The 17,389-nt window shown below is 69.0% G+C and carries 20 protein-coding genes and 1 tRNA gene; 15 read left to right on the top strand and 6 right to left on the bottom strand.

The window, feature by feature from the left end:
- Positions 1–28: 28 nt before the first annotated feature.
- The 10 genes from HZS54_RS23690 to HZS54_RS23645 all read left to right on the top strand — a co-directional run bounded on the left by HZS54_RS23690 (position 29) and on the right by HZS54_RS23645 (position 6,685).
- Positions 29–943, top strand: coding sequence for an ABC transporter ATP-binding protein (locus tag HZS54_RS23690; protein ID WP_179919542.1), 915 nt, complete (start codon positions 29–31; stop codon positions 941–943).
- A 46-nt stretch (positions 944–989) separates the two neighbouring features.
- Positions 990–2,420, top strand: a complete 1,431-nt coding sequence (sufB, locus tag HZS54_RS23685) for a Fe-S cluster assembly protein SufB (protein WP_179919541.1) — start codon at positions 990–992, stop codon at positions 2,418–2,420.
- 15 nt (positions 2,421–2,435) lie between these two features.
- A complete protein-coding gene (gene sufD / locus HZS54_RS23680; RefSeq protein WP_179919540.1) occupies positions 2,436–3,650 on the top strand; it encodes a Fe-S cluster assembly protein SufD in 1,215 nt (404 codons plus the stop codon).
- A 90-nt stretch (positions 3,651–3,740) separates the two neighbouring features.
- Positions 3,741–4,193, top strand: coding sequence for an HIT family protein (locus tag HZS54_RS23675; protein ID WP_179919539.1), 453 nt, complete (start codon positions 3,741–3,743; stop codon positions 4,191–4,193).
- Positions 4,190–4,492, top strand: a complete 303-nt coding sequence (locus HZS54_RS23670) for a hypothetical protein (RefSeq protein ID WP_179917548.1) — start codon at positions 4,190–4,192, stop codon at positions 4,490–4,492. The genes HZS54_RS23675 and HZS54_RS23670 overlap by 4 nt, the downstream gene beginning before the upstream one ends.
- Positions 4,489–4,629, top strand: a complete 141-nt coding sequence (locus tag HZS54_RS23665) for a hypothetical protein (protein ID WP_179919538.1) — start codon at positions 4,489–4,491, stop codon at positions 4,627–4,629. The genes HZS54_RS23670 and HZS54_RS23665 overlap by 4 nt, the downstream gene beginning before the upstream one ends.
- A gap of 130 nt (positions 4,630–4,759) precedes the next feature.
- Positions 4,760–5,242 carry a ferritin-like domain-containing protein gene (locus HZS54_RS23660; protein WP_179919537.1) on the top strand — a complete coding sequence of 161 codons (483 nt, stop codon included), beginning with the start codon at positions 4,760–4,762 and terminating at the stop codon, positions 5,240–5,242.
- Between the two features lie 52 nt (positions 5,243–5,294).
- Positions 5,295–5,726, top strand: coding sequence for a metal-dependent transcriptional regulator (locus HZS54_RS23655; protein ID WP_179919536.1), 432 nt, complete (start codon positions 5,295–5,297; stop codon positions 5,724–5,726).
- A 58-nt stretch (positions 5,727–5,784) separates the two neighbouring features.
- On the top strand, positions 5,785–6,513 hold the full coding sequence (locus HZS54_RS23650) for an HNH endonuclease (RefSeq protein ID WP_179919535.1): 729 nt from the start codon (positions 5,785–5,787) through the stop codon (positions 6,511–6,513).
- A gap of 53 nt (positions 6,514–6,566) precedes the next feature.
- Positions 6,567–6,685 (top strand) — tRNA-Gln (locus tag HZS54_RS23645).
- Positions 6,686–6,739: 54 nt separating this feature from the next.
- Here HZS54_RS23645 and HZS54_RS23640 read toward each other — a convergent pair.
- Positions 6,740–7,777, bottom strand: a complete 1,038-nt coding sequence (locus HZS54_RS23640) for a DNA-methyltransferase (protein ID WP_179919534.1) — start codon at positions 7,775–7,777, stop codon at positions 6,740–6,742.
- Between the two features lie 172 nt (positions 7,778–7,949).
- Between HZS54_RS23640 and HZS54_RS23635 the strand changes: the two genes are divergently transcribed.
- On the top strand, positions 7,950–8,096 hold the full coding sequence (locus HZS54_RS23635; RefSeq protein WP_179919533.1) for a hypothetical protein: 147 nt from the start codon (positions 7,950–7,952) through the stop codon (positions 8,094–8,096).
- Positions 8,097–8,368: 272 nt separating this feature from the next.
- Here HZS54_RS23635 and HZS54_RS23630 read toward each other — a convergent pair whose 3' ends face one another.
- Entirely contained in the window at positions 8,369–9,094 is a 726-nt protein-coding gene (locus HZS54_RS23630) for a GNAT family N-acetyltransferase (protein ID WP_179919532.1), read from the bottom strand.
- A gap of 343 nt (positions 9,095–9,437) precedes the next feature.
- Here HZS54_RS23630 and HZS54_RS23625 point away from each other — a divergent pair, with 343 nt between their 5' ends.
- Positions 9,438–10,145: an HD domain-containing protein gene (locus HZS54_RS23625; RefSeq protein ID WP_179919531.1), complete on the top strand. Its 708-nt coding sequence runs from the start codon at positions 9,438–9,440 to the stop codon at positions 10,143–10,145.
- A 39-nt stretch (positions 10,146–10,184) separates the two neighbouring features.
- Here the strand turns inward: HZS54_RS23625 and HZS54_RS23620 are convergent, their stop codons facing one another.
- Positions 10,185–10,889, bottom strand: a complete 705-nt coding sequence (locus tag HZS54_RS23620) for a LysE family translocator (protein WP_179919530.1) — start codon at positions 10,887–10,889, stop codon at positions 10,185–10,187.
- Between the two features lie 8 nt (positions 10,890–10,897).
- Positions 10,898–11,635: a proteasome assembly chaperone family protein gene (locus tag HZS54_RS23615; protein ID WP_179919529.1), complete on the bottom strand. Its 738-nt coding sequence runs from the start codon at positions 11,633–11,635 to the stop codon at positions 10,898–10,900.
- 154 nt (positions 11,636–11,789) lie between these two features.
- On the opposite strand from HZS54_RS23615, the gene HZS54_RS23610 reads away from it, so the two are divergent.
- Both HZS54_RS23610 and HZS54_RS23605 read left to right on the top strand, forming a co-directional pair.
- Positions 11,790–12,728, top strand: a complete 939-nt coding sequence (locus HZS54_RS23610) for an RsmB/NOP family class I SAM-dependent RNA methyltransferase (RefSeq protein WP_179919528.1) — start codon at positions 11,790–11,792, stop codon at positions 12,726–12,728.
- The gene (locus HZS54_RS23605) at positions 12,725–13,258 is read left to right on the top strand and encodes a DUF7122 family protein (RefSeq protein WP_179919527.1); all 534 of its coding nucleotides are present in this window, start codon (positions 12,725–12,727) and stop codon (positions 13,256–13,258) included. Before HZS54_RS23610 ends, HZS54_RS23605 begins: the two co-directional genes overlap by 4 nt.
- Positions 13,259–13,658: 400 nt before the next feature.
- Here the strand turns inward: HZS54_RS23605 and HZS54_RS23600 are convergent, their stop codons facing one another.
- Complete coding sequence (locus HZS54_RS23600; protein WP_179919526.1) at positions 13,659–15,167, bottom strand: DUF790 family protein; 1,509 nt, start codon at positions 15,165–15,167, stop codon at positions 13,659–13,661.
- Positions 15,168–15,300: 133 nt separating this feature from the next.
- On the opposite strand from HZS54_RS23600, the gene HZS54_RS23595 reads away from it, so the two are divergent.
- Complete coding sequence (locus HZS54_RS23595) at positions 15,301–15,912, top strand: hypothetical protein (protein ID WP_179919525.1); 612 nt, start codon at positions 15,301–15,303, stop codon at positions 15,910–15,912.
- A gap of 61 nt (positions 15,913–15,973) precedes the next feature.
- Here the strand turns inward: HZS54_RS23595 and HZS54_RS23590 are convergent, their stop codons facing one another.
- On the bottom strand, positions 15,974–17,329 hold the full coding sequence (locus HZS54_RS23590; protein ID WP_179919524.1) for a DEAD/DEAH box helicase: 1,356 nt from the start codon (positions 17,327–17,329) through the stop codon (positions 15,974–15,976).
- Positions 17,330–17,389: the final 60 nt, after the last annotated feature.

The raw sequence follows: 17,389 nt of genomic DNA, 5'->3' as shown, positions 1-17,389 counted from the left end.
GTACCGTGTTTTAGGACGACCGAAACACATGGCTGTACTCGAAATAGACAACCTACAGGCGAAAGTCGCAGAGGACGGCGGCGAGCAGATCCTCGAGGGTGTGAATCTGGAGGTCGAGTCGGGCGAGATCCACGCGCTGATGGGTCCCAACGGCTCGGGCAAGTCCACACTGGCGAAGGTCATCGCGGGCCACCCGACCTACGAGGTCACGGGCGGCGACGTGCTGCTGCACATCGAGGAGGACGAGTTCGAGGACATCGACGTGCCCGAGGACCTCCAGACGTGGGACCTGCTCGACCTCGAACCGAACGAGCGCGCGGCGCTGGGCATCTTCCTGGCCTTCCAGTACCCCGCCGAGATCGAGGGCGTCACGATGGTGAACTTCCTCCGGACGGCCCTGAACGCCAAGCTCGAGGAGCGCGAGGAGCTGTTCGAGGACGACGAGGAGGAGGAAGCCGAGGCCGACGAGGACGACGAGGGCTACGAGACCTCCCCGATGGAGGGTCCTGCCGACGAGGGCGAGGTCGGCGTCGCGGAGTTCCAGGAGATCCTCCAGGAGAAGATGGAGCAGCTCGACATGGACGAGAAGTTCGCGAACCGCTATCTCAACGCGGGCTTCTCCGGCGGCGAGAAGAAGCAGAACGAGGTGCTCCAGGCGGCGATCCTCGAACCGAGCATCGCCGTGCTCGACGAGATCGACTCCGGGCTGGACATCGACCGCCTGCAGGACGTATCGACGGGCATCAACGCGCTGCGCGACGAGCAGGGCGCGGGCATCCTGCAGATCACCCACTACCAGCGCATCCTCGACTACGTCGAGCCCGACCACGTCCACGTGATGCTCGACGGCGAGATCGCCAAGTCCGGCGGCGCTGAGCTGGCCGAGACCCTCGAGGACGAGGGCTACGACTGGGTCCGCGAGGAAGTCTACGAGGCGGCCTGAGCGTGAACAACGTCTTACCGCTCCACCACAAACCTACGACACAACAATGAGTTCAGACCAAGACCATCTCAAAGAGACCGACACCGAGGCCCGCTTCGAGTTCAAGAAAGAGGAGAACTCGGCCTTCGAGACCGAGAAGGGGCTGACCGAGGAGACCGTGCGCCTGATCTCGGAGGACAAGGACGAGCCCGAGTGGATGCTCGAACGCCGTCTCCGCGCCCTGGAGCAGTTCCAGGAGATGCCGATGCCGACCGACTGGCCGGGCCAGCCCGACCTCTCGGAGGTCGAGATCGAGGAGATCGTTCCCTACATCCGCCCGGACATCGAGACGCGCGGCGGCGCCGAGGACTGGGAGGACCTCCCCGAGGAGATCCAGGACACCTTCGACAAGCTCGGGATCCCCGAGGCCGAGAAGAACGCCCTCTCGGGCGTCGGCGCCCAGTACGAGTCCGAAATCGTCTACCAGAACATGCAGGAGCGCTGGGAGGAAAAAGGCGTCATCTTCTGCGACATGGACAAGGCGGTCCAGGAGCACGAGGAGATCGTCAAGGAGCACTTCATGACGAAGTGCGTCCCCCCGAGCGACAACAAGTTCGCCGCGCTCCACGGTGCTATCTGGTCCGGCGGCTCGTTCGTCTACATCCCGGAGGACACGACGGTCGACATGCCGGTCCAGGCGTACTTCCGGATGAACTCCGAGGGGATGGGCCAGTTCGAGCACACGCTCATCATCGCCGAGGAGAGTTCCGAGGTCCACTACATCGAGGGCTGTTCCGCCCCGAAGTACTCCGCGTTCAACCTCCACAGCGGGGGCGTCGAGGTCTTCGTCGGCGAGGACGCCCACGTCCAGTACTCGACCGTGCAGAACTGGTCGAAGAACACCTACAACCTCAACACGAAGCGCGCCATCACCGAGGCCGACGGGACCATGGAGTGGGTCTCCGGCTCGATGGGTTCCAAGGCGACGATGCTCTACCCGAGCACCATCCTCAAGGGCCCCGGCGCGACCGACAACCACATCACCATCGCCATGGCCGGCGAGGGCCAGGACATCGACACCGGCGCGAAGGTCTACCACAACGCGCCCGACACGAAGTCGACCATCGAGTCCAAGTCCATCGCCAAGGACGGCGGCCGCACCAACTACCGCGGGCTCGTCCACATGGCCGACGGCGCGGAGAACGCCTCCACGTCCGTCGAGTGTGACGCGCTCATGTTCGACAACGACTCCACGTCGGACACGATGCCGTACATGGAGATCCAGGAGAACAAGGTCGACGTGGCCCACGAGGCGACGGTCGGCAAGATCGGCGACGAGGACGTGTTCTACCTCCAGAGCCGCGGCCTGGACGACGACGACGCCAAGCAGATGATCGTCGCCGGCTTCATCGAGCCGATCACCGAGGAACTGCCCATCGAGTACGCGGTCGAGCTCAACCGCCTCATCGAACTGGAGATGGAGGGCTCGCTCGGGTAACCCCCGGTGTCTACCATGAGTACGCAGCTACACGCGAACCTCACAGAGGCACAGGTAGCGGAGATCAGCGACGAACTCGACGAGCCCGAGTGGCTCCTCGAGACCCGCAAGGACGCCCTGGCGGCGCTCGACGACCTCGACATGCCGGACGTCATCACGACGCCCGGTCCCCGCCACTGGACGAACCTCGTCGACCTCGACTACGAGTCGCTCGTGGACCCCCTGGAGTGGGAACAGGAGAAAGACCGCGTCGAGGCCGAGGGCGCCGACGTGCTCTCGTGGAGCGACGCGCTCGCCGAGCACGGCGACCTGATCGAGGAGCACTTCGGGAGCGTCGTCGACCCCCAGCGGGACTTCCTGACGGCCCTCTCCACGGCGCTCTTTAGCGCCGGGACCGTCGTCTACGTCCCCGAAGGCGTCGCCGCCGAGGACGTGAAGATCCGCACCCGGATGAACAGCCGTTCGCTGTTCAACTACACGCTCGTGGTCGCCGAGGAGTCGGCCTCGGCCACCATCCTCGAGCGCCAGACGACCGGCACGAACATCGAGGGCGACCAGTACTACTCGGGCGTCGTCGAAGTCGTCGCCGGCGAGAACGCCAGCGTCCAGTACGGCGCGCTCCAGAACCTCGCCGAGGACACGTACAACTTCTCGGTCAAGCGCGGCCACGCCGGCAAGCACGGCTCGGTCGACTGGATCGAGGGGAACATCGGCTCTCGCCTCACCAAGTCCAGCGTCGAGACGCGACTGCTCGGCGAGGGCTCCGAGAGTCGGATCGTCGGGGCCTTCTTCGGCCACGAGGACCAGCACTTCGACATCAACAGCCGCGTCTGGCACGAGGACGAGCACACCACCGCCGACCTCGTGACCCGCGGCGTCCTCGACGATGAGGCCCGCTCGGTCTACGAGGGCGTCCAGGACGTGGGTCGCGACGCGTGGGACACGAGTTCCTACCAGCGCGAGAACACGCTGATGCTGAGCGACGACGCCGAGGCCGACGCCTCGCCGAAGCTCATCATCAACAACCACGACACCGAGGCCAGCCACTCCGCGACGGTCGGGCAGGTCGACGCCGAGGAGATGTTCTACATGACTTCTCGGGGCGTGGGCGAGGAGAAAGCGAAGAACATGCTCGTCGAGGGCTTCTTCGTGCCCGTCCTCGAAGAGGTCGCGGTCGACGAACTCCGCGACGACCTCCGCGAACTCGTCGCAGAGCGCCTCCGGCAGTAGTCGCGGTCGCCGCAGTTCCACGACCGGTTTTTTGGGAACGGTTCACACACCACCGGAAGCGTGACGTGTCGAATCCGTGTGGGTCGTGGTATGACCGAGACCGATTGCGTGTTCTGCGACATCGTCGCTGGGGAAGCGGACGCGCTCGTCGTCGACGAGCGCGACGGCGGCGACGGGCGACCGGGAACGCTGGCGTTCGCGCCGCTGTACCCGGTCGCGCCGGGCCACGTCCTCGTGATTCCGAAGGCGCACCACGAGTCGCTGTTCGATGTCCCCGAGGAGGCGCTCGGGGCCGTGATGGCGCATGTCCGGTCGCTGGCGCGACGGATGCGTGGCGAGGACCCCGACGGGCGAGGGTTCGACGGCGTGAACGTCCTGAACGACAGCACCGCCTACCAGTCCGTCCCGCACCTTCACGTGCATCTGGTCGAGCGACACGAGGACGACCCGGACCTGTTGCCGGGCGCCGACTCCGAGGTGTCGAAGCGCGACGCGTACGACGCCGTCTCCGCCGCGCTCGACGACGACCGAGCGCGCGGGTGAGGGAACGCGCGACCAACATGCTCGTCGAGGGCTTCTTCGTGCCCGTCCTCGAAGAGGTCGCCGTCGACGAGCTCCGCGAGGACATGGACGAGCTGATCGTCGAGCGGCTGACCGAGTACGCGCCTCCCTTTTCCGCTCGCCGCGGCGACGTTCGACCCCGTTCCCAGCCGGCGAAAACGCGCCCGTCGTTTAAGTACCACGGTGGCGTGATCCACGCCAGAGCATGCGTCCACTGCACCTCCTCCCGGTCGTGGCCGCGTCCGCCGTCCCGCTGCACGCGGGTCACCCCCATCTGGTGACCGATTCCCTCCTCGGCGTGGCGGTCGGCGTCGCCGTCGTCGGGCTGTACGTGCTGGCGCTCCGCTGGACCGGCGACGGACGGACCGACGGTCGCGACGACGGGCCCCGGAACCGCGAGGGCCAGTCCAACCGGTGAGTCCGCGGCGGCCGGCGAGTCCGCCGGGAGCGTCCCGTACGGCGGCGCCGAGGGAAGGACTTACGTCCCCGCCTGCCCGAGCACTGGCTATGAATCGTGTGACGGGCGACGACTGCCGGGAGGTGCCGCGGTGAGTCTCACCGTACCCGTCGGGTCCGACCACCAGCTGGCCCGCCTGCTCCAGATCGGTATCGTCTTGGAGGAGGTCGTCGAGGCGCGGGCGTCGAAACACGCCCGCGACGGCGGGGCAGACCTGACCGATGACGTGCGGGCGATGCTCGACGACGCGGCCGAGGAGTCGGCGGACCACCGCGACCGCCTGGAGGACCTGATCGAGGAACTCGACGCCGAGACGGTCGCCTACGAGGAGATCGAGGCGCTGGTCGAGGCCCAGTACGAGTCCGACGAGGACTTCGACGGCGTCCTCTACGACCAGCTGTGCAACGAGGAGACCGCCTACAAGTTCTACGACGACCTCATCGAGGCGATCGAGGCCTCGGACGTGCAGTTCGGTATCGACCGCGACCGACTGCTCGACACGCTCGCGACCATCCGCGAGGAGGAAGCCGAAGGCGCCGAGGAAGTGACCGAACTCATGGAGGAGCGACGATGAACACCGACGGACCGGAGTTCCGTCGCGTACCCGCCCAACCGGAGGGATCCAAGTGAACACGGCCGACCAGTACCTGAAAGCAATCTACCTGATCCAGCAGATCGAGGACGGTCCCGCGTCGACCGGCGACCTCGCCGACCGACTCGACGTGAGCCCCGCCAGCGCCAACGAGATGATCGGCAAGCTCGAGGACGACGGCCTGGCCGAACACGAGAAGTACAAGGGCGTCTCCCTCTCGGACGAGGGCATCGTCCGCGCCCGCGACGCGCTCCAGAACTACTGCATCATCGAGCGGTTCCTCGTCGAGGTGCTCGAAGTCGAGGAGTTCCGCGGCGAGGCCCGACAGCTCGAGAGCGTCATCGACGAGACCGTCGCCGAACGGCTGGACACCATCATCGACCGCGACCCCGCTTGTCCCGACTGCTTCGACCCCGAGAACGACGTGTGCGGCCTGCTCGAAGTTCCCGCCGCCGCCGACGACTGAGACGACCCGTGGGAAGCCGTCCGTACGTTTTTGACCGATACCGCGACCACCTCGCGGTGTGCCCGAGTGTCCGACCTGCGGGAAATCGCTGTCGACCGAGGCCGGCAAGCGCCAGCATCACGCGAAGGTCCACGGCGAGTCGCTGCCGAACCGGACCTGTGAGGGTTGTGGCACGGAGTTCTACGACCCGAAGGCGCGGCTATCCTACTGCGACGACTGCGACCCGAACGCGGGCGAGAACAACGGCAACTGGAAGGACGCGACGGAACGGGTCGAGTGCGAGCGCTGCGGCGACGAGTTCGAGTACTACCCCTCGGACAAGAAGGGCGTCTACTGTCCCGACTGCGTCCGCGAGGCCGACGAGTTCCTCGGCGACAGCTACGCCGAGGTTCACGACATCGAGCGCGTCGAACGGGAGTGTGAGTACTGTGGCGATGCGTTCTCGGTTCTGCCCTGTGCGATACGTGATGGTGGCGTGCGCTTTTGTAGTCGGGACTGTCTGAGTGCCGCACTCTACGACAGCGGAAGCAATTCTGGAGTGTACAGCGGTGACTGGTACCGAGTGAGGCGCCGGGCGCTCGACCGTGACGACCATCGGTGTCAGTACTGCGGGAAAAGGCGCGAAGCGATCGGTTGCGAACCGGATGTCCATCACATCACACCGATCCGTACGTTCGACGACCCACAGAGGGCGCATTCGCTCGACAACGTCGTGGCGCTCTGTCGGAGTTGTCACTTACGCGCCGAATCAGGAGAGATTCCGGCCACGGAACTCCGACCGGAGTGACCGTCGTACGATGCCGGAACGAATAAAATGACTCGGTGATAATGATGGATCGAAGTCCCGTGGTGTAGTGGCCAATCATATGGGCCTTTGGAGCGACACGGCGTACGCGACCCATTCATCCGCCGTGTCGCGAAGCGAGCCTATGACAGCGGTTCGAATCCGCTCGGGACTATAATTATTGAAGATAATATTCAGATGGCCAGCCACGCGACCCGATCGTGACTTCTCAGACGGGCTTGTGGTGGGCGCGGTACCCCTCGTCGGTCGACTCGACGGCGTCGACTTCGTAGAAGCGGATCTCCCGCTCCTGCTTGGTGCGGACGGGGAAATCGTAGTGGACGGCGTCGTAGCCGAGTTCGTCGCCCTCGGCGCGAACGTCGGCGACGAACTCGCGGTGGCGGTCGAGGCGTTCCTCGACGACCGAGCGGGAGAGCGCGGGCGCGTCGGCCACCGCGTCGTCGAACACCTCGGCGAAGGCGGACTCGCGCTCGTAGCCGACGGAGTCGCGGCCGGCGACGAGGGCGGCGAGGGAGGTGGTCCCGGTCCCCCAGAAGGGGTCGAGGACGGTGTCGCCGTAGGCCGAGTACATGTTGACGAGGCGGTAGGGGATCTCGAAGGGGAACGCGGCGGAGCGCTCGCGCAGGTCGTCGTGGTCGAGCCCCTGGAGTTCGCCGCTGACATCGGTCCACACGTCGGAGAACCAGCGGTTGCGTTCCTCCCAGAAGTAGGCGGCCTCGTAGCGGCGGTCGGCGCCGGGCTCGAACGACCGGGAGTCGCCGCCGTTGCGGAACACGAGGACGTACTCGTGTTCGAGCGTGACGTACGCGTTGGGCGGCACCATCCCCGAGCCCATGAACTTCGCCGCGCTGTTCGTGGGCTTGCGCCAGAGCACGTCCGGCAGCGGGTCGAACCCGAGCGACTGGAACGCTTCGAGCACGCGAGCGTGGTTGGGGTAGACCCGGAAGCTCCCGTCGACGGTGCGCGTGGCGTCGCCGACGTTGACGCAGGCGACCCCGCCGTCGACGAGGACCCGCTCCAGCTCGGCCCACACCTCGTCGAGGACGCCGTGCATCGCCTCGAAGGCCCGCTGGCCGTCGCCGGCCGCCAGCGCGTCCGCGACGGCGGGGTCGAGAGCCCCGAAGGTCTCGTCCCACATCTCGATCATCGGGTACGGCGGCGAGGTCACGACCAGGTCGACGCTGTCGTCCGCCAGCGTATCGAGGTCGCGCGCGTCGTCGACGACGACCCGATGACTCGTCTCCATCGTCTCCCACCTCCCGCCCGCGGTCCTTGAGTCTCCCGACCTGAGATCGAGGCTCGACGTCTCTGCTCGGGTCTGTTTCCGGTGAGTGAGAGTGATTCGACGGCGGCAGCACGCGGTGAACACCCTCGGCACGCTCGCTAGCTACAGGATCGACCGCTGCTGGTAACAAACGATGAAAGCCCTCGACGCGCTCGCTCTGAATCGACCTGATCGCAGGAGACAGCAGGCGCTGAAAGCCCTCGCCGCGCTCGCGGTCGCTGAGCGGGATATCCGCGCTCTCGGCACCGCCCGCGCGGATAGGGCCCGCTCAGACGACTGAACTGTACGCGAGCGCGTCTCGCCCTTTCAGTCCACCAGGACCGCCCCGCACAGCACCGCAACCGCAGACGGCCTCGTCCCTCCCCAGCCTCTTGCGCTCCGCGCGCCTGCGGCGTGCGGTGCTCATCCACTGTCAGAGACAAGCTCTGACAAGCCTTCGGTCGCACGCTCCCGAAGACCTCGCGCGGTTTCCGTCGCGCGCACGAGAGCGCGCTCCAGCACGCGCCACCGTGGTTGTTTCGTACTGCCTCGATCCGAACGCCCGCGGCCCGCTCAGAGGTAGGCGGCGTCCCACCGGGTGGGTTTGCGGGCGTTGCCGCAGCTGTCGCACTCGATGCGGCCCATCGCGTCCATGGCGTTGGCGAGGCGGTTGCAGTTGCTGCAGAAGTAGCCGTAGTGGTCGGAACCCTCCTCGTCGCGGTACACCGTGTAGAACTTCGCGACGGAGCCGTCGTCCCAGTCGGTCTCGTCGACGTAGACGGTCGCGCCGTCGGCGCTCTTGATGGCCTGGAGGCCGTCGTCGCCGGACTCGGCCCAGACGTTCTCGACGTGGTGGTGGCCGGCGATCTGCAGGTCGGCCTCGTCGACCTGCTCGAAGCCCTGGGCCTCGTAGAAGCCGTTGCCGTCGATGTTGTCGGCGAGGACGCGGCCGACCAGCCGGTCGGCGCCGGCCTCGGTCAGCCGCTCGCGGGTCTCCTCGAACAGCGCCGTGCCGATCCCCTCGCCCCGATAGGCCGGGTCGACGTGGAGCCACAGCAGCGTCGCGTCGTCGCCGGACAGCTCGCTCTCGGCGAAGCCGACGACCTGGCCCTCCCGGTCGGCGACCAGCAGGTGTCGGTCCTCGTCGTTCGTCGCCTCGTCCAGCGCGGTCTCGTCGTACCACTCCGAGACGGCGCCGGTGATCGCCTCCGGACTCAGCGAGTACGACGCCTGCAGCGAGCGCCGCGCCACGTCCCGGATCGCCGGTCGGTCCCCCCGCTCCGCGGTGCGTACGTTCATACGTCAAACGTTGGCACGCACCACGATAAAACCACGCCACGCCGCCGATCGGGTTCCGACCCGCCGACCGGTCGGCGCGGACACTGGACGCGCGTCGAGATCGCCGGCGCGTCGGATGGCACGGAGTGGGTCCGTGGCGCGTTCCGGTTCGCCGAACGACGGATCGACCGACGGCACGCGAGTCCGTTGGCCGTGAAACGGTCGCAGGCGGTCGGAGACCGCCCTTCGCGGGGCGTTCAGCGGGGTCGAAACCGGCGGGCCACGGGTGTCGTAACGCCTAAGAGTCGAACGCGCCTTTCTATTCGTAAGATGACTGACGCACGTATCTACCGGAGGTGGTTCCGTGGGCGTCGAAATTAGGGAGTCGCCCGTCTCCGCCGAGGCGTTCGCGGAGATGGAGGCCTTCGTCCACGACTATCTCGCCGCCAGCGTCGAGAGCGAGGACGACGGGGGTCGCATGCGGTGGTACCCCTGGCACTCCGCGGAGTACCGGTTCAACCACATCCTCAACGTGGTCGAACTCGCCGAGGAGATCGCCGAGGCCGAGGGGGCCAACGTGGACGTGACCCGCGTCGCCGCGCTGTTCCACGACATCGCGAAGTTGGAGGTCGACCAGGACCTCCACGCCGAGGAGGGCGCCCGCGTCGCCCGCGAGTACCTCACCAGCCACGGCGACTACCCCGCGTCGTTCGTCGACGAGGTCTGCGCCGCCGTCCGCGACCACTCCTACCAGGGCGAGCTGACCGACCTCTCGCTGGAGACCCAGTGTCTCATCGAGGCGGACCTGCTCGACAAGGTCGGCGCCAACGGCACGGCGCTGATGTTACTCCGGATGGGCTACGAGTCCCGGACGCACATCGACGCCGCCGAGATGGTCGGACGCGTCCTCGAACGGGGCGTCGACGCCCGCGAGCGCGTCTGCAGCGACACCGCCGAGAGCATCTGTCACCGCCGGCTCAAGCGCGTCAAGTGGTTCAAGGAGTGGCTCGAATCGGAGGTCGCCGACGTCGAGCCCGAGGAAGCGCCCGAACCGCCCGGTCGGTCGGACTGACGCGCCGATCGGCGAGCGACCCGGGCGGTCGACCGCCCCTCAGAGGCCGGCCAGCGTCCGCGCCGCCGTCCAGCAGAAGGTGACGCCGAACCCCGCCAGCACCAGCGCCGAGGCAACCGCGGCGGCGGGCGCGAACGCGTCGACCCGGCGGCCGACGCCCACCAGCGCCGCCGGGAACCCGGTTATCCAGACGACGATGCCGCCGAACAGGCCCGCCAGCAGCGCCGGGCTCCCCGTCCGCACGACGAGCGCGCCGGCCAGGTCTGCGCCGACGACCGGGAGGTACGACAACACGTCGACCGTCCCCGGTTCGAGCAGGCCGACGCCGACGGTCAGCCAGAACAGGATCTGGTAGGGGTTGGTCAGCGCGAGGACGAACGCCTTCGTGAACCCGCGGGAGTCGGCGTCGTCGGCGTCCGGGCCCGAGTCACCCGACAGAAAGTCCGAGCGGGCGTCGCGCACGGCGCCGACGGCGAAGTACAGCATCAGCAGGCCGCCGGCGCCGACCATCGCCGCGCGGACGGTCTCGGCGCCTTCGAGGAAGGCGACGACGCCCGCCAGCGACAGGACGAAGAAGACGAAGTCGGCGGTCATCGCGCCCAGGCCGGCGGTGAACCCGGCGAGCCACCCGCGGAGGACGCTCTCCTCGGCGATGACGGCGTTCATCGGCCCCGGCGGCGCCGCTAGCGCGAGACCGAAGACGACGCCGACGCCGAAGGTGCCCGCGGCGGTCGCGACGCTCATCGGGGGCGCTACTGGTACATGCCCATCGGCTGGGCCCTCGAACTCTCCTCGTCGCTCTCCTGCATCCGCTTGGCGAGGTTCTCGCGGGCCTGGCTGATCTCCTCGGCCTGTTCGACGAGGTGTTCGGTGTCCACGTCGACGCCGGCGATGGGGCCGACGCCGTCCAGCAGGACGACCCGGGCGGCCTCGGGGTCCGGGAAGTTCCGGTTTGCCTCGACCACGAGGCCGAGCGCGTCGAGGTCGGTCCGGTCGGCCTCGTACAGCAGCGCGCCGGTCGGGCCGCTGATGACGCCGCTCTCGGTGGGCGGCGCGATGCCGTGGTCGTCGAGCAGGTGGGTCGCATCGCCGTTCGCGACGCCGTAGAGGCTCGGGACGCCCTCCTTCTCGGCGGGGAGCCCGGAGACGTACAGCGCGGTCGCGTCGCGCTCGCCGAGCCAGCGCGTCAGGCAGGCCGCGAAGTCGTCGGCGACGTTCGGCGAGACCGGCACGTCGCTCTGGAGCGCCAGGAGGTCCCGCTCCTCGTCGGCGTAGATCCGCACCGGCGGGTCGTAGGTCGGGTCGTCCTCGCCGAAGACGGCGACCTCCGGGAGTCCCTCGCAGCGACAGGAGGCGTAGTAGGTCATGTCGAGCGCGTCGACGAGGTGGTCCGCGGCGATCTTGCCGACGAGGCCGACGCCGGGCAACCCCTCGATCAGCGTCGGCTCGTCGAACTCGATCTCCTCGCGGTGGACCTGAACGTGGGCCATACCGGCTACCCCGGCTGCCAGCGGCTTAAAACCGAGCGCGGACGGCGGGTCGGCGACCAGTGCCGGTAGCGTCGTCCGCTCGCGATGTCGGTGGCGCCGGCCCTTCGCCCCCGAGCCGAGAGGGTTAACACGGGCGACAGCGAAGGGAGCGCCAATGGACGTACTGGAGCGCTACGAGTCGCTCGTCGACGATTTCGAGGCCTTCCGCGCGGCGTGCGAGCGCCCGCTCCCGTCGGTCGTCCGCGTCAACACGCTGAAGACGACCGTCGAGCGGGCTCGCGACGCCTTCGAGGAGGTCGACCTCGCCCACGAACCCGTCGGGTGGCACGACGGCCTGTTCGCGCTCCCCGACGACCAGCCGGGGACCAACTGGCCGTACGTCCTCGGGTGGATCCACGGCCAAGAGGAGGTCTCTGCCGTCCCCGCCGAGGTGCTCGACCCCCAACCCGGCGAGCGGGTCTGGGACGCCTGCGCCGCCCCCGGGAGCAAGACCACCCAGCTCGCGGCGCTGATGGACGACCGTGGCCTGCTGGTCGCCACCGACAACAACCTCGGCCGGATCTCCGCGCTCCGGTCGAACGCCGAACGGGCCGGCGCCACGAACGTCGCCGTCACCCACGAAGACGCCCGCAACCACTCGCTGAAACCGTTCCGCGGGCCGGATTCGGACGAAGGCACCGAGGGCGCGCCGTACGACCGGGCCTTGGTGGACGTGCCGTGTTCCTGCGAGGGGACCATCCGGAAGAACCCCGACGCGCTGGACGACTGGGAGCTCGACCACGTCCACGGCATCTCGGGCGTCCAGAAGGGCGTCCTCCGCCGCGCGATCCAGACCACCCGTGAAGGCGGGACGGTGGTCTACTCCACCTGCACGTTCGCCCCCGAGGAGAACGAGGCCGTCCTCGACCACGCGCTGGCCGAGGAGCCCTGCGAACTCGTCGAGTTCGACCTGCCGCTGGAGTCGACCCCCGGTGTCACCGAGTGGCAGGACGAATCGTTCGACGACTCGGTCGAGCGGGCCAAACGCATCTACCCCCATCACAACGACACCGGCGGCTTCTTCTGCGCGAAACTGGAGGTGACCGCCGAATGAGCGACGAGAACGACGCCGGCGACGGACCGGCCGAGAACGACGGGACGCGGTTCGACCGCCTCCCGGCGACCGCCGACGAGCGGGTCGTGGAGGGGCGGCCGACTCGCGGGGAGGTCCTCGACTGGTGGAGCGAGCGGTTCGGCGTTCCCCCGGAGACGTTCGACGGCCACACCTTCTGGGAGCGCGGCTCGGGCAAGATCTGGGCGTTCGCCGACGACGTGGCCTCGCCCGTGGCCATCGAGGGGCTCGGACTCGCGTTCCTGCGGACCCGCCGCGAACACTGGAAGCCGACGCTCGAAGCGGTCCAGCGGTTCGGCGACGCGGCCGACGAGTGCGTGATCCGTCTTTCGCGCGAGGAGGCGGCGACCTTCGTCGCCGGCGACGACCAAGAACTCGACTGGGGCGGCGACTGGGGCTACCTGATCGTCGCGACCGACGTGGCCGGGGAGTCCGAGCCCGTCGGCGTCGGCCTCTACGTCCACGGCGAACTCCGCTCGCAGGTGCCGAAGGGTCGCCGCCGAGAGCTGTGACGACGGCCGCTGAACGCTCTCGATCCGCTCGCGGTCGCCGAGCGACATATCCGCGCTCTCCGCACCGCCCGCTCACGGCACAGCCGTTCGCTTCGAGGCGCTGCGCGCCTCGCACCGCGCGGATAGGGGCCGCTCGGGCGACTGGATAAACGCGAGCGCGCCTCGCCCTTTCAGTCCACCGGGAGAGCAAGCTCTCCCGAGCCCACGCGAACGCTGTCGCGCGGACACCAGGGACCGCGACCACACCGCGACTGCACAGCCCCGCACAGCACCGCAGACGGCCACGAACCTCCCCAGCCGATTCGCTCGTTCGTTGCACTCACTCTCTCATCCCTCGCGCGGCTACGTCGCGCGCATGAAAGCGCGCTCCAGCGCGCGCCGACCGCAACCGCGACCGCACTCACTCGTCGTCGCGCTCGCGGACGGTCCCGCCGCTCAGCCCCTCCCACTCGACGCGATAGCCGAGCGCCGAGAGGAGCGCGCTGGCGTCGTCGATCCCGTACTCGTCGAGGACGCCCTCCGCTTCGCTCAGGGACATCCCGGCCTCGATCCGCTCGTCGAGGTCGTCCAGCACCGCCGGGCGAACGAGCGTCCGGCCGACGCGGTCGTGCTCCGGGAATGACTTGCCTTCGACGGCATCTTCGCTGACGCCGTGCTCGGCGGCCAGCGACTCGATGGTCGCCACGTCGGGGTCGGGGACCAGTTCGTCGGGCAGCGCGGCGGCGCTCTCGGCGACGAGGTCGTCCTCGTAGCGCCGGAGCGCGTCGCGAACGTCCTTGAGGCGGACGGTCCCGGAGTAGGGGATCGCGCGGTGGTCGCGGGCCTCGACGGCCTCGCCGGCGCCGAGGCTCTCGTCGACCGCGACGAGCAACTCCACGTCGTCGATGGCCTCTAATTGGGAGAGTTTCTTCTCGACGTACTCGGGCGTCCAGAAGCCCATGATCTCGAAGAAGACCCGGAAGTCGGCGTGGCGGTAGTCGAACGCGAAGTCGGGGATGGCGACGCTGGCGCCGGCTTCGAGCGGCTCGGGCTCGCGGACGAGGTCCCAGTCCAGATCCAGCGACTCGAAGCGGGTCGCGAACTCTGCCTCGATGCCGCTGTCGTAGCTCACGTCGGTCACGGGCTCGACGCCCGGCACCGACACGTCCGCGTCGGTCAGCGTCATCTCCCGTTCGGTCCCGCGGTCGTCGACGGTCGCCGTCAGCGTCCACTCGTCGGCTTTCGCCACGGTGCGCAGCAGGCGGGCGAAGCGGGTGCCGTAGCGGCGCGTGCTCCGGAAGAGGGTGTCCGGGCCGGTGACGACCACCTCGCGGCCGGCGTCGGTCTTCCGGACCTCGTACATCAGGCGGAGGCGCTTGACCGCCGAGACGAGCGCCTTCGGGTCGCTGGAGCGCACGCGGACCTCCGTCGCGTCGAACAGCGCGGTCTGGGCCAGCGATAAGTTGTACTGGTCCACCAGTTCCGCGGGGCCCCAGCGCGGGTCGATTTCGGCGAGGATCTCCCGGTCGTCGAGGTCGGCGTACAGCGAATCGGCCACGTCGTCGGGGTCGGCGTCGAGGCGGTCGGCGGCCCGCCGGAGCGCCCGCTCGCGGTCGTCGGCGGTGACGACGCCGACGGCCTCGCTCGCGGCGAACGCGGCGTCGCGGGCGCGGCGGGGCTCGACGGCCGCCCGGACCTCGAAGCGGGCCTCCCGGTCGAGGAGCTTGGCGAACCCGCGGACGAGCTTGAAGTCGTCGGCCTCGCGTTCGAGGTCGGTCAGGGCGTCGTCGAGGTCTGCCCGGGTGCGGTCGACGTGGCCCTGGTAGACGCCGAGGACGCGGGCCGCCAGGTCCCGGCGCTCGTCGCCGACGAACTGCGGGTGGAAGCCGCCACCGGCCCGCGAGACGCGCAGCAGGTCCTTCGTCAGCACACCCGCGACTCGGCCGGCGACCGGGATAAGCGCGGCGGGAGTGGGTCGGGGCGGCGCGGACGGGCCAGCGGCCGCCCGGGCCGCCACTGCCCGGACGAGAAGATTCTTACCGGACCGCACCCGGGGGAGACGTATGCAACGACGGACGGTCCTGCGCGGGCTGGCCGCCCTCGCGGCGGGGGCGGGCGCGGGCTGTACGGCCAACCGCGAGGTGCCGGCGACGGCCCCCGAACCGCCGGAGGGGATCGCCACGCCCGCGGACGACCCCGAACCGACGCCGGATCGACAGCCGTTCGTCGTCCCCGAGCGGGCGTTCCGGTCCGGCGAGGACGGCGACCTGGTGGTCGAACTGACGGTCCGAAACCGCGCCGGCGTCGCTCGCGAGGCGGTGATGACCGTCACCGTCGAGGCCGGCGACAGGACCTTCACCCCCTCGCGCCACGTCGCCCTCCAGCCCGAAGCCAGCCGGCGATTCGAGATCCGGTTCCCCGTTCCGGAGGCCGAGCTGACCGGATTCTCTGTCTCGTTCGATCCCGGGCCGCCGGAGACGCCAGTCCCCGAGGAGACGGTCACGCCCTACCCCGGCGACGGGGCGACGCCGACGGACTCGCCGACCCCGACCGACACCGGGTCGACCGCCACCGCGACCGAGTCGGGATCGACGGCGACCGACACGTCGACCGGAACGGGCGACGCCGACACGGGCGACGGGACGCCCGACACGTCGACCGGTTCGGCCGAGTAGGCGGTCGCTGGCGGTCCGTCCCGCCCACCGCCGGAAATCGCCACCACCGGCCCGTCGTCGGTCACCGCCGCCGTCGCGCCACCCGCTCCTCCGCCGTCTCCTCGGTGACGATCTCGTACAGCAGCGCACGTTGGCCGTCCGCCTTCGGGCGCAAAATACGGCCGAGGCGCTGGGTGAACTCCCGCTCGCTGCCGCTGCCTGAGAGGACGACAGCGACGTTCGCGTCGGGCACGTCGACGCCCTCGTCGAGGACGTTCGCCGTCACGACCCGCGAGTACTCGCCCGACCGGAACCGCTCCAGTATCTCCCGGCGCTCGTCCGCACCGGTCTCGTGGGTGATCGCCGGGATCAGGAACCGCTCGGAGAGGCGATAGACGAGGTCGGTGTGGGCGGTGAAGACGATGACCCGACCCTCGCGGTGGCGGTCGAGCAGGGTTTCGAGCCGTTCGACCTTCTCGTCGGCGTTCATCATCACCTCGCGGGCCTTCTGTTTAGCCAGCAGCGCCTCGCGCGCCTCGGGGTCGCTCCCCGAGCGCTTGACGAGTTCCTGGTAGTCGCTGCCCGAGCGCATCTGGATGCCCGACGTGGCGAGGTAGTCGGTGAACGTCTCCTGGTGGCGCTCGTACACCTCCCGTTCCTGAGGGGTCAGGTCGACCTCCAGGCGCTTGATGTCGTAGTCGGCGAGGTGGTCGCCGGCGAGTTCGTCGACGGCGATCCGGTGGACGAGCGGGCCGACCAGTTCCTCGACGACCTCGTGGGCGCCGTCCGGGCGCTCGAAGGTGGCGGTCAGTCCCATCCGCGCCGGCGCGGCGAGCAGGCGGGCGATGTCGCGGTAGCCCTCGCCGCCGAGGTGGTGGACCTCGTCGAAGACGACGAGGCCGAACCGGTCGCCGAGTTCGTCCGCCCGGAGGTACGCCGAGTCGTACGTCGAGACGGTCACGTCGGCGAGTCGCTGCTCGCCGCCGCCGAGTTGGCCGACCTCGCGGTCGAACTCCCGTTCGAGTTCCCGGCGCCACTGTTCGAGCAGGTCGATGGTGGGCACGACGACGAGCGTCGGCGTGTCCAGCGCCTCCATCGCCGCGATGCCGACGACGGTCTTGCCGCTCCCGGTCGGGAGTTCGAGCACACCGCGCCGGTCGGCCCCCGTCCAGTCGTCGAGGGCGGCCCGCTGGTACTCCCGGAGTTCGTACGTCGAGTCGAGCGAGAGGTCCGGGAGTGCGAACACGCGGTCGTCGTAGTCGACCCCTCGCTCGTCCAGCGCGGCGGTGAGGTCGACGTAGCGGTGGGCGGGCGCTCGCCGGGTCTTCGAGCGGGCGTCCCGTTCGACGAAGGCCAGGTCGTCGAGGGCGGGGGCGCCGTCGGTTCCGGCGCCGGTGATCCGAATCGTACCCTCCTCGTAGACGAGCCGGACGGTCACTGCAGGGGGTATCCGCGCCCGGGAGTTAAGCGGTGCGGGCCGCGCCTGGCCCGCGGCTGG

This window comes from Halosimplex pelagicum (assembly GCF_013415905.1).
GTDB lineage: Archaea > Halobacteriota > Halobacteria > Halobacteriales > Haloarculaceae > Halosimplex > Halosimplex pelagicum.
This window is presented reverse-complemented; position numbering and strand designations above follow the sequence as displayed.

Excerpts from the sequence above, each read along its gene's own strand:
- HZS54_RS23610 (WP_179919528.1), top strand. The coding sequence starts at position 11,790 with ATGGACGTACTGGAGCGCTACGAGTCGCTCGTCGACGATTTCGAGGCC.
- HZS54_RS23690 (WP_179919542.1), top strand. The coding sequence starts at position 29 with ATGGCTGTACTCGAAATAGACAACCTACAGGCGAAAGTCGCAGAGGAC.
- HZS54_RS23605 (WP_179919527.1), top strand. The coding sequence starts at position 12,725 with ATGAGCGACGAGAACGACGCCGGCGACGGACCGGCCGAGAACGACGGG.
- HZS54_RS23620 (WP_179919530.1), bottom strand. The coding sequence starts at position 10,889 with ATGAGCGTCGCGACCGCCGCGGGCACCTTCGGCGTCGGCGTCGTCTTC.
- HZS54_RS23615 (WP_179919529.1), bottom strand. The coding sequence starts at position 11,635 with ATGGCCCACGTTCAGGTCCACCGCGAGGAGATCGAGTTCGACGAGCCG.
- HZS54_RS23630 (WP_179919532.1), bottom strand. The coding sequence starts at position 9,094 with ATGAACGTACGCACCGCGGAGCGGGGGGACCGACCGGCGATCCGGGAC.
- HZS54_RS23595 (WP_179919525.1), top strand. The coding sequence starts at position 15,301 with ATGCAACGACGGACGGTCCTGCGCGGGCTGGCCGCCCTCGCGGCGGGG.
- HZS54_RS23640 (WP_179919534.1), bottom strand. The coding sequence starts at position 7,777 with ATGGAGACGAGTCATCGGGTCGTCGTCGACGACGCGCGCGACCTCGAT.
- HZS54_RS23675 (WP_179919539.1), top strand. The coding sequence starts at position 3,741 with ATGACCGAGACCGATTGCGTGTTCTGCGACATCGTCGCTGGGGAAGCG.
- sufD (WP_179919540.1), top strand. The coding sequence starts at position 2,436 with ATGAGTACGCAGCTACACGCGAACCTCACAGAGGCACAGGTAGCGGAG.
- HZS54_RS23635 (WP_179919533.1), top strand. The coding sequence starts at position 7,950 with ATGAAAGCCCTCGACGCGCTCGCTCTGAATCGACCTGATCGCAGGAGA.
- sufB (WP_179919541.1), top strand. The coding sequence starts at position 990 with ATGAGTTCAGACCAAGACCATCTCAAAGAGACCGACACCGAGGCCCGC.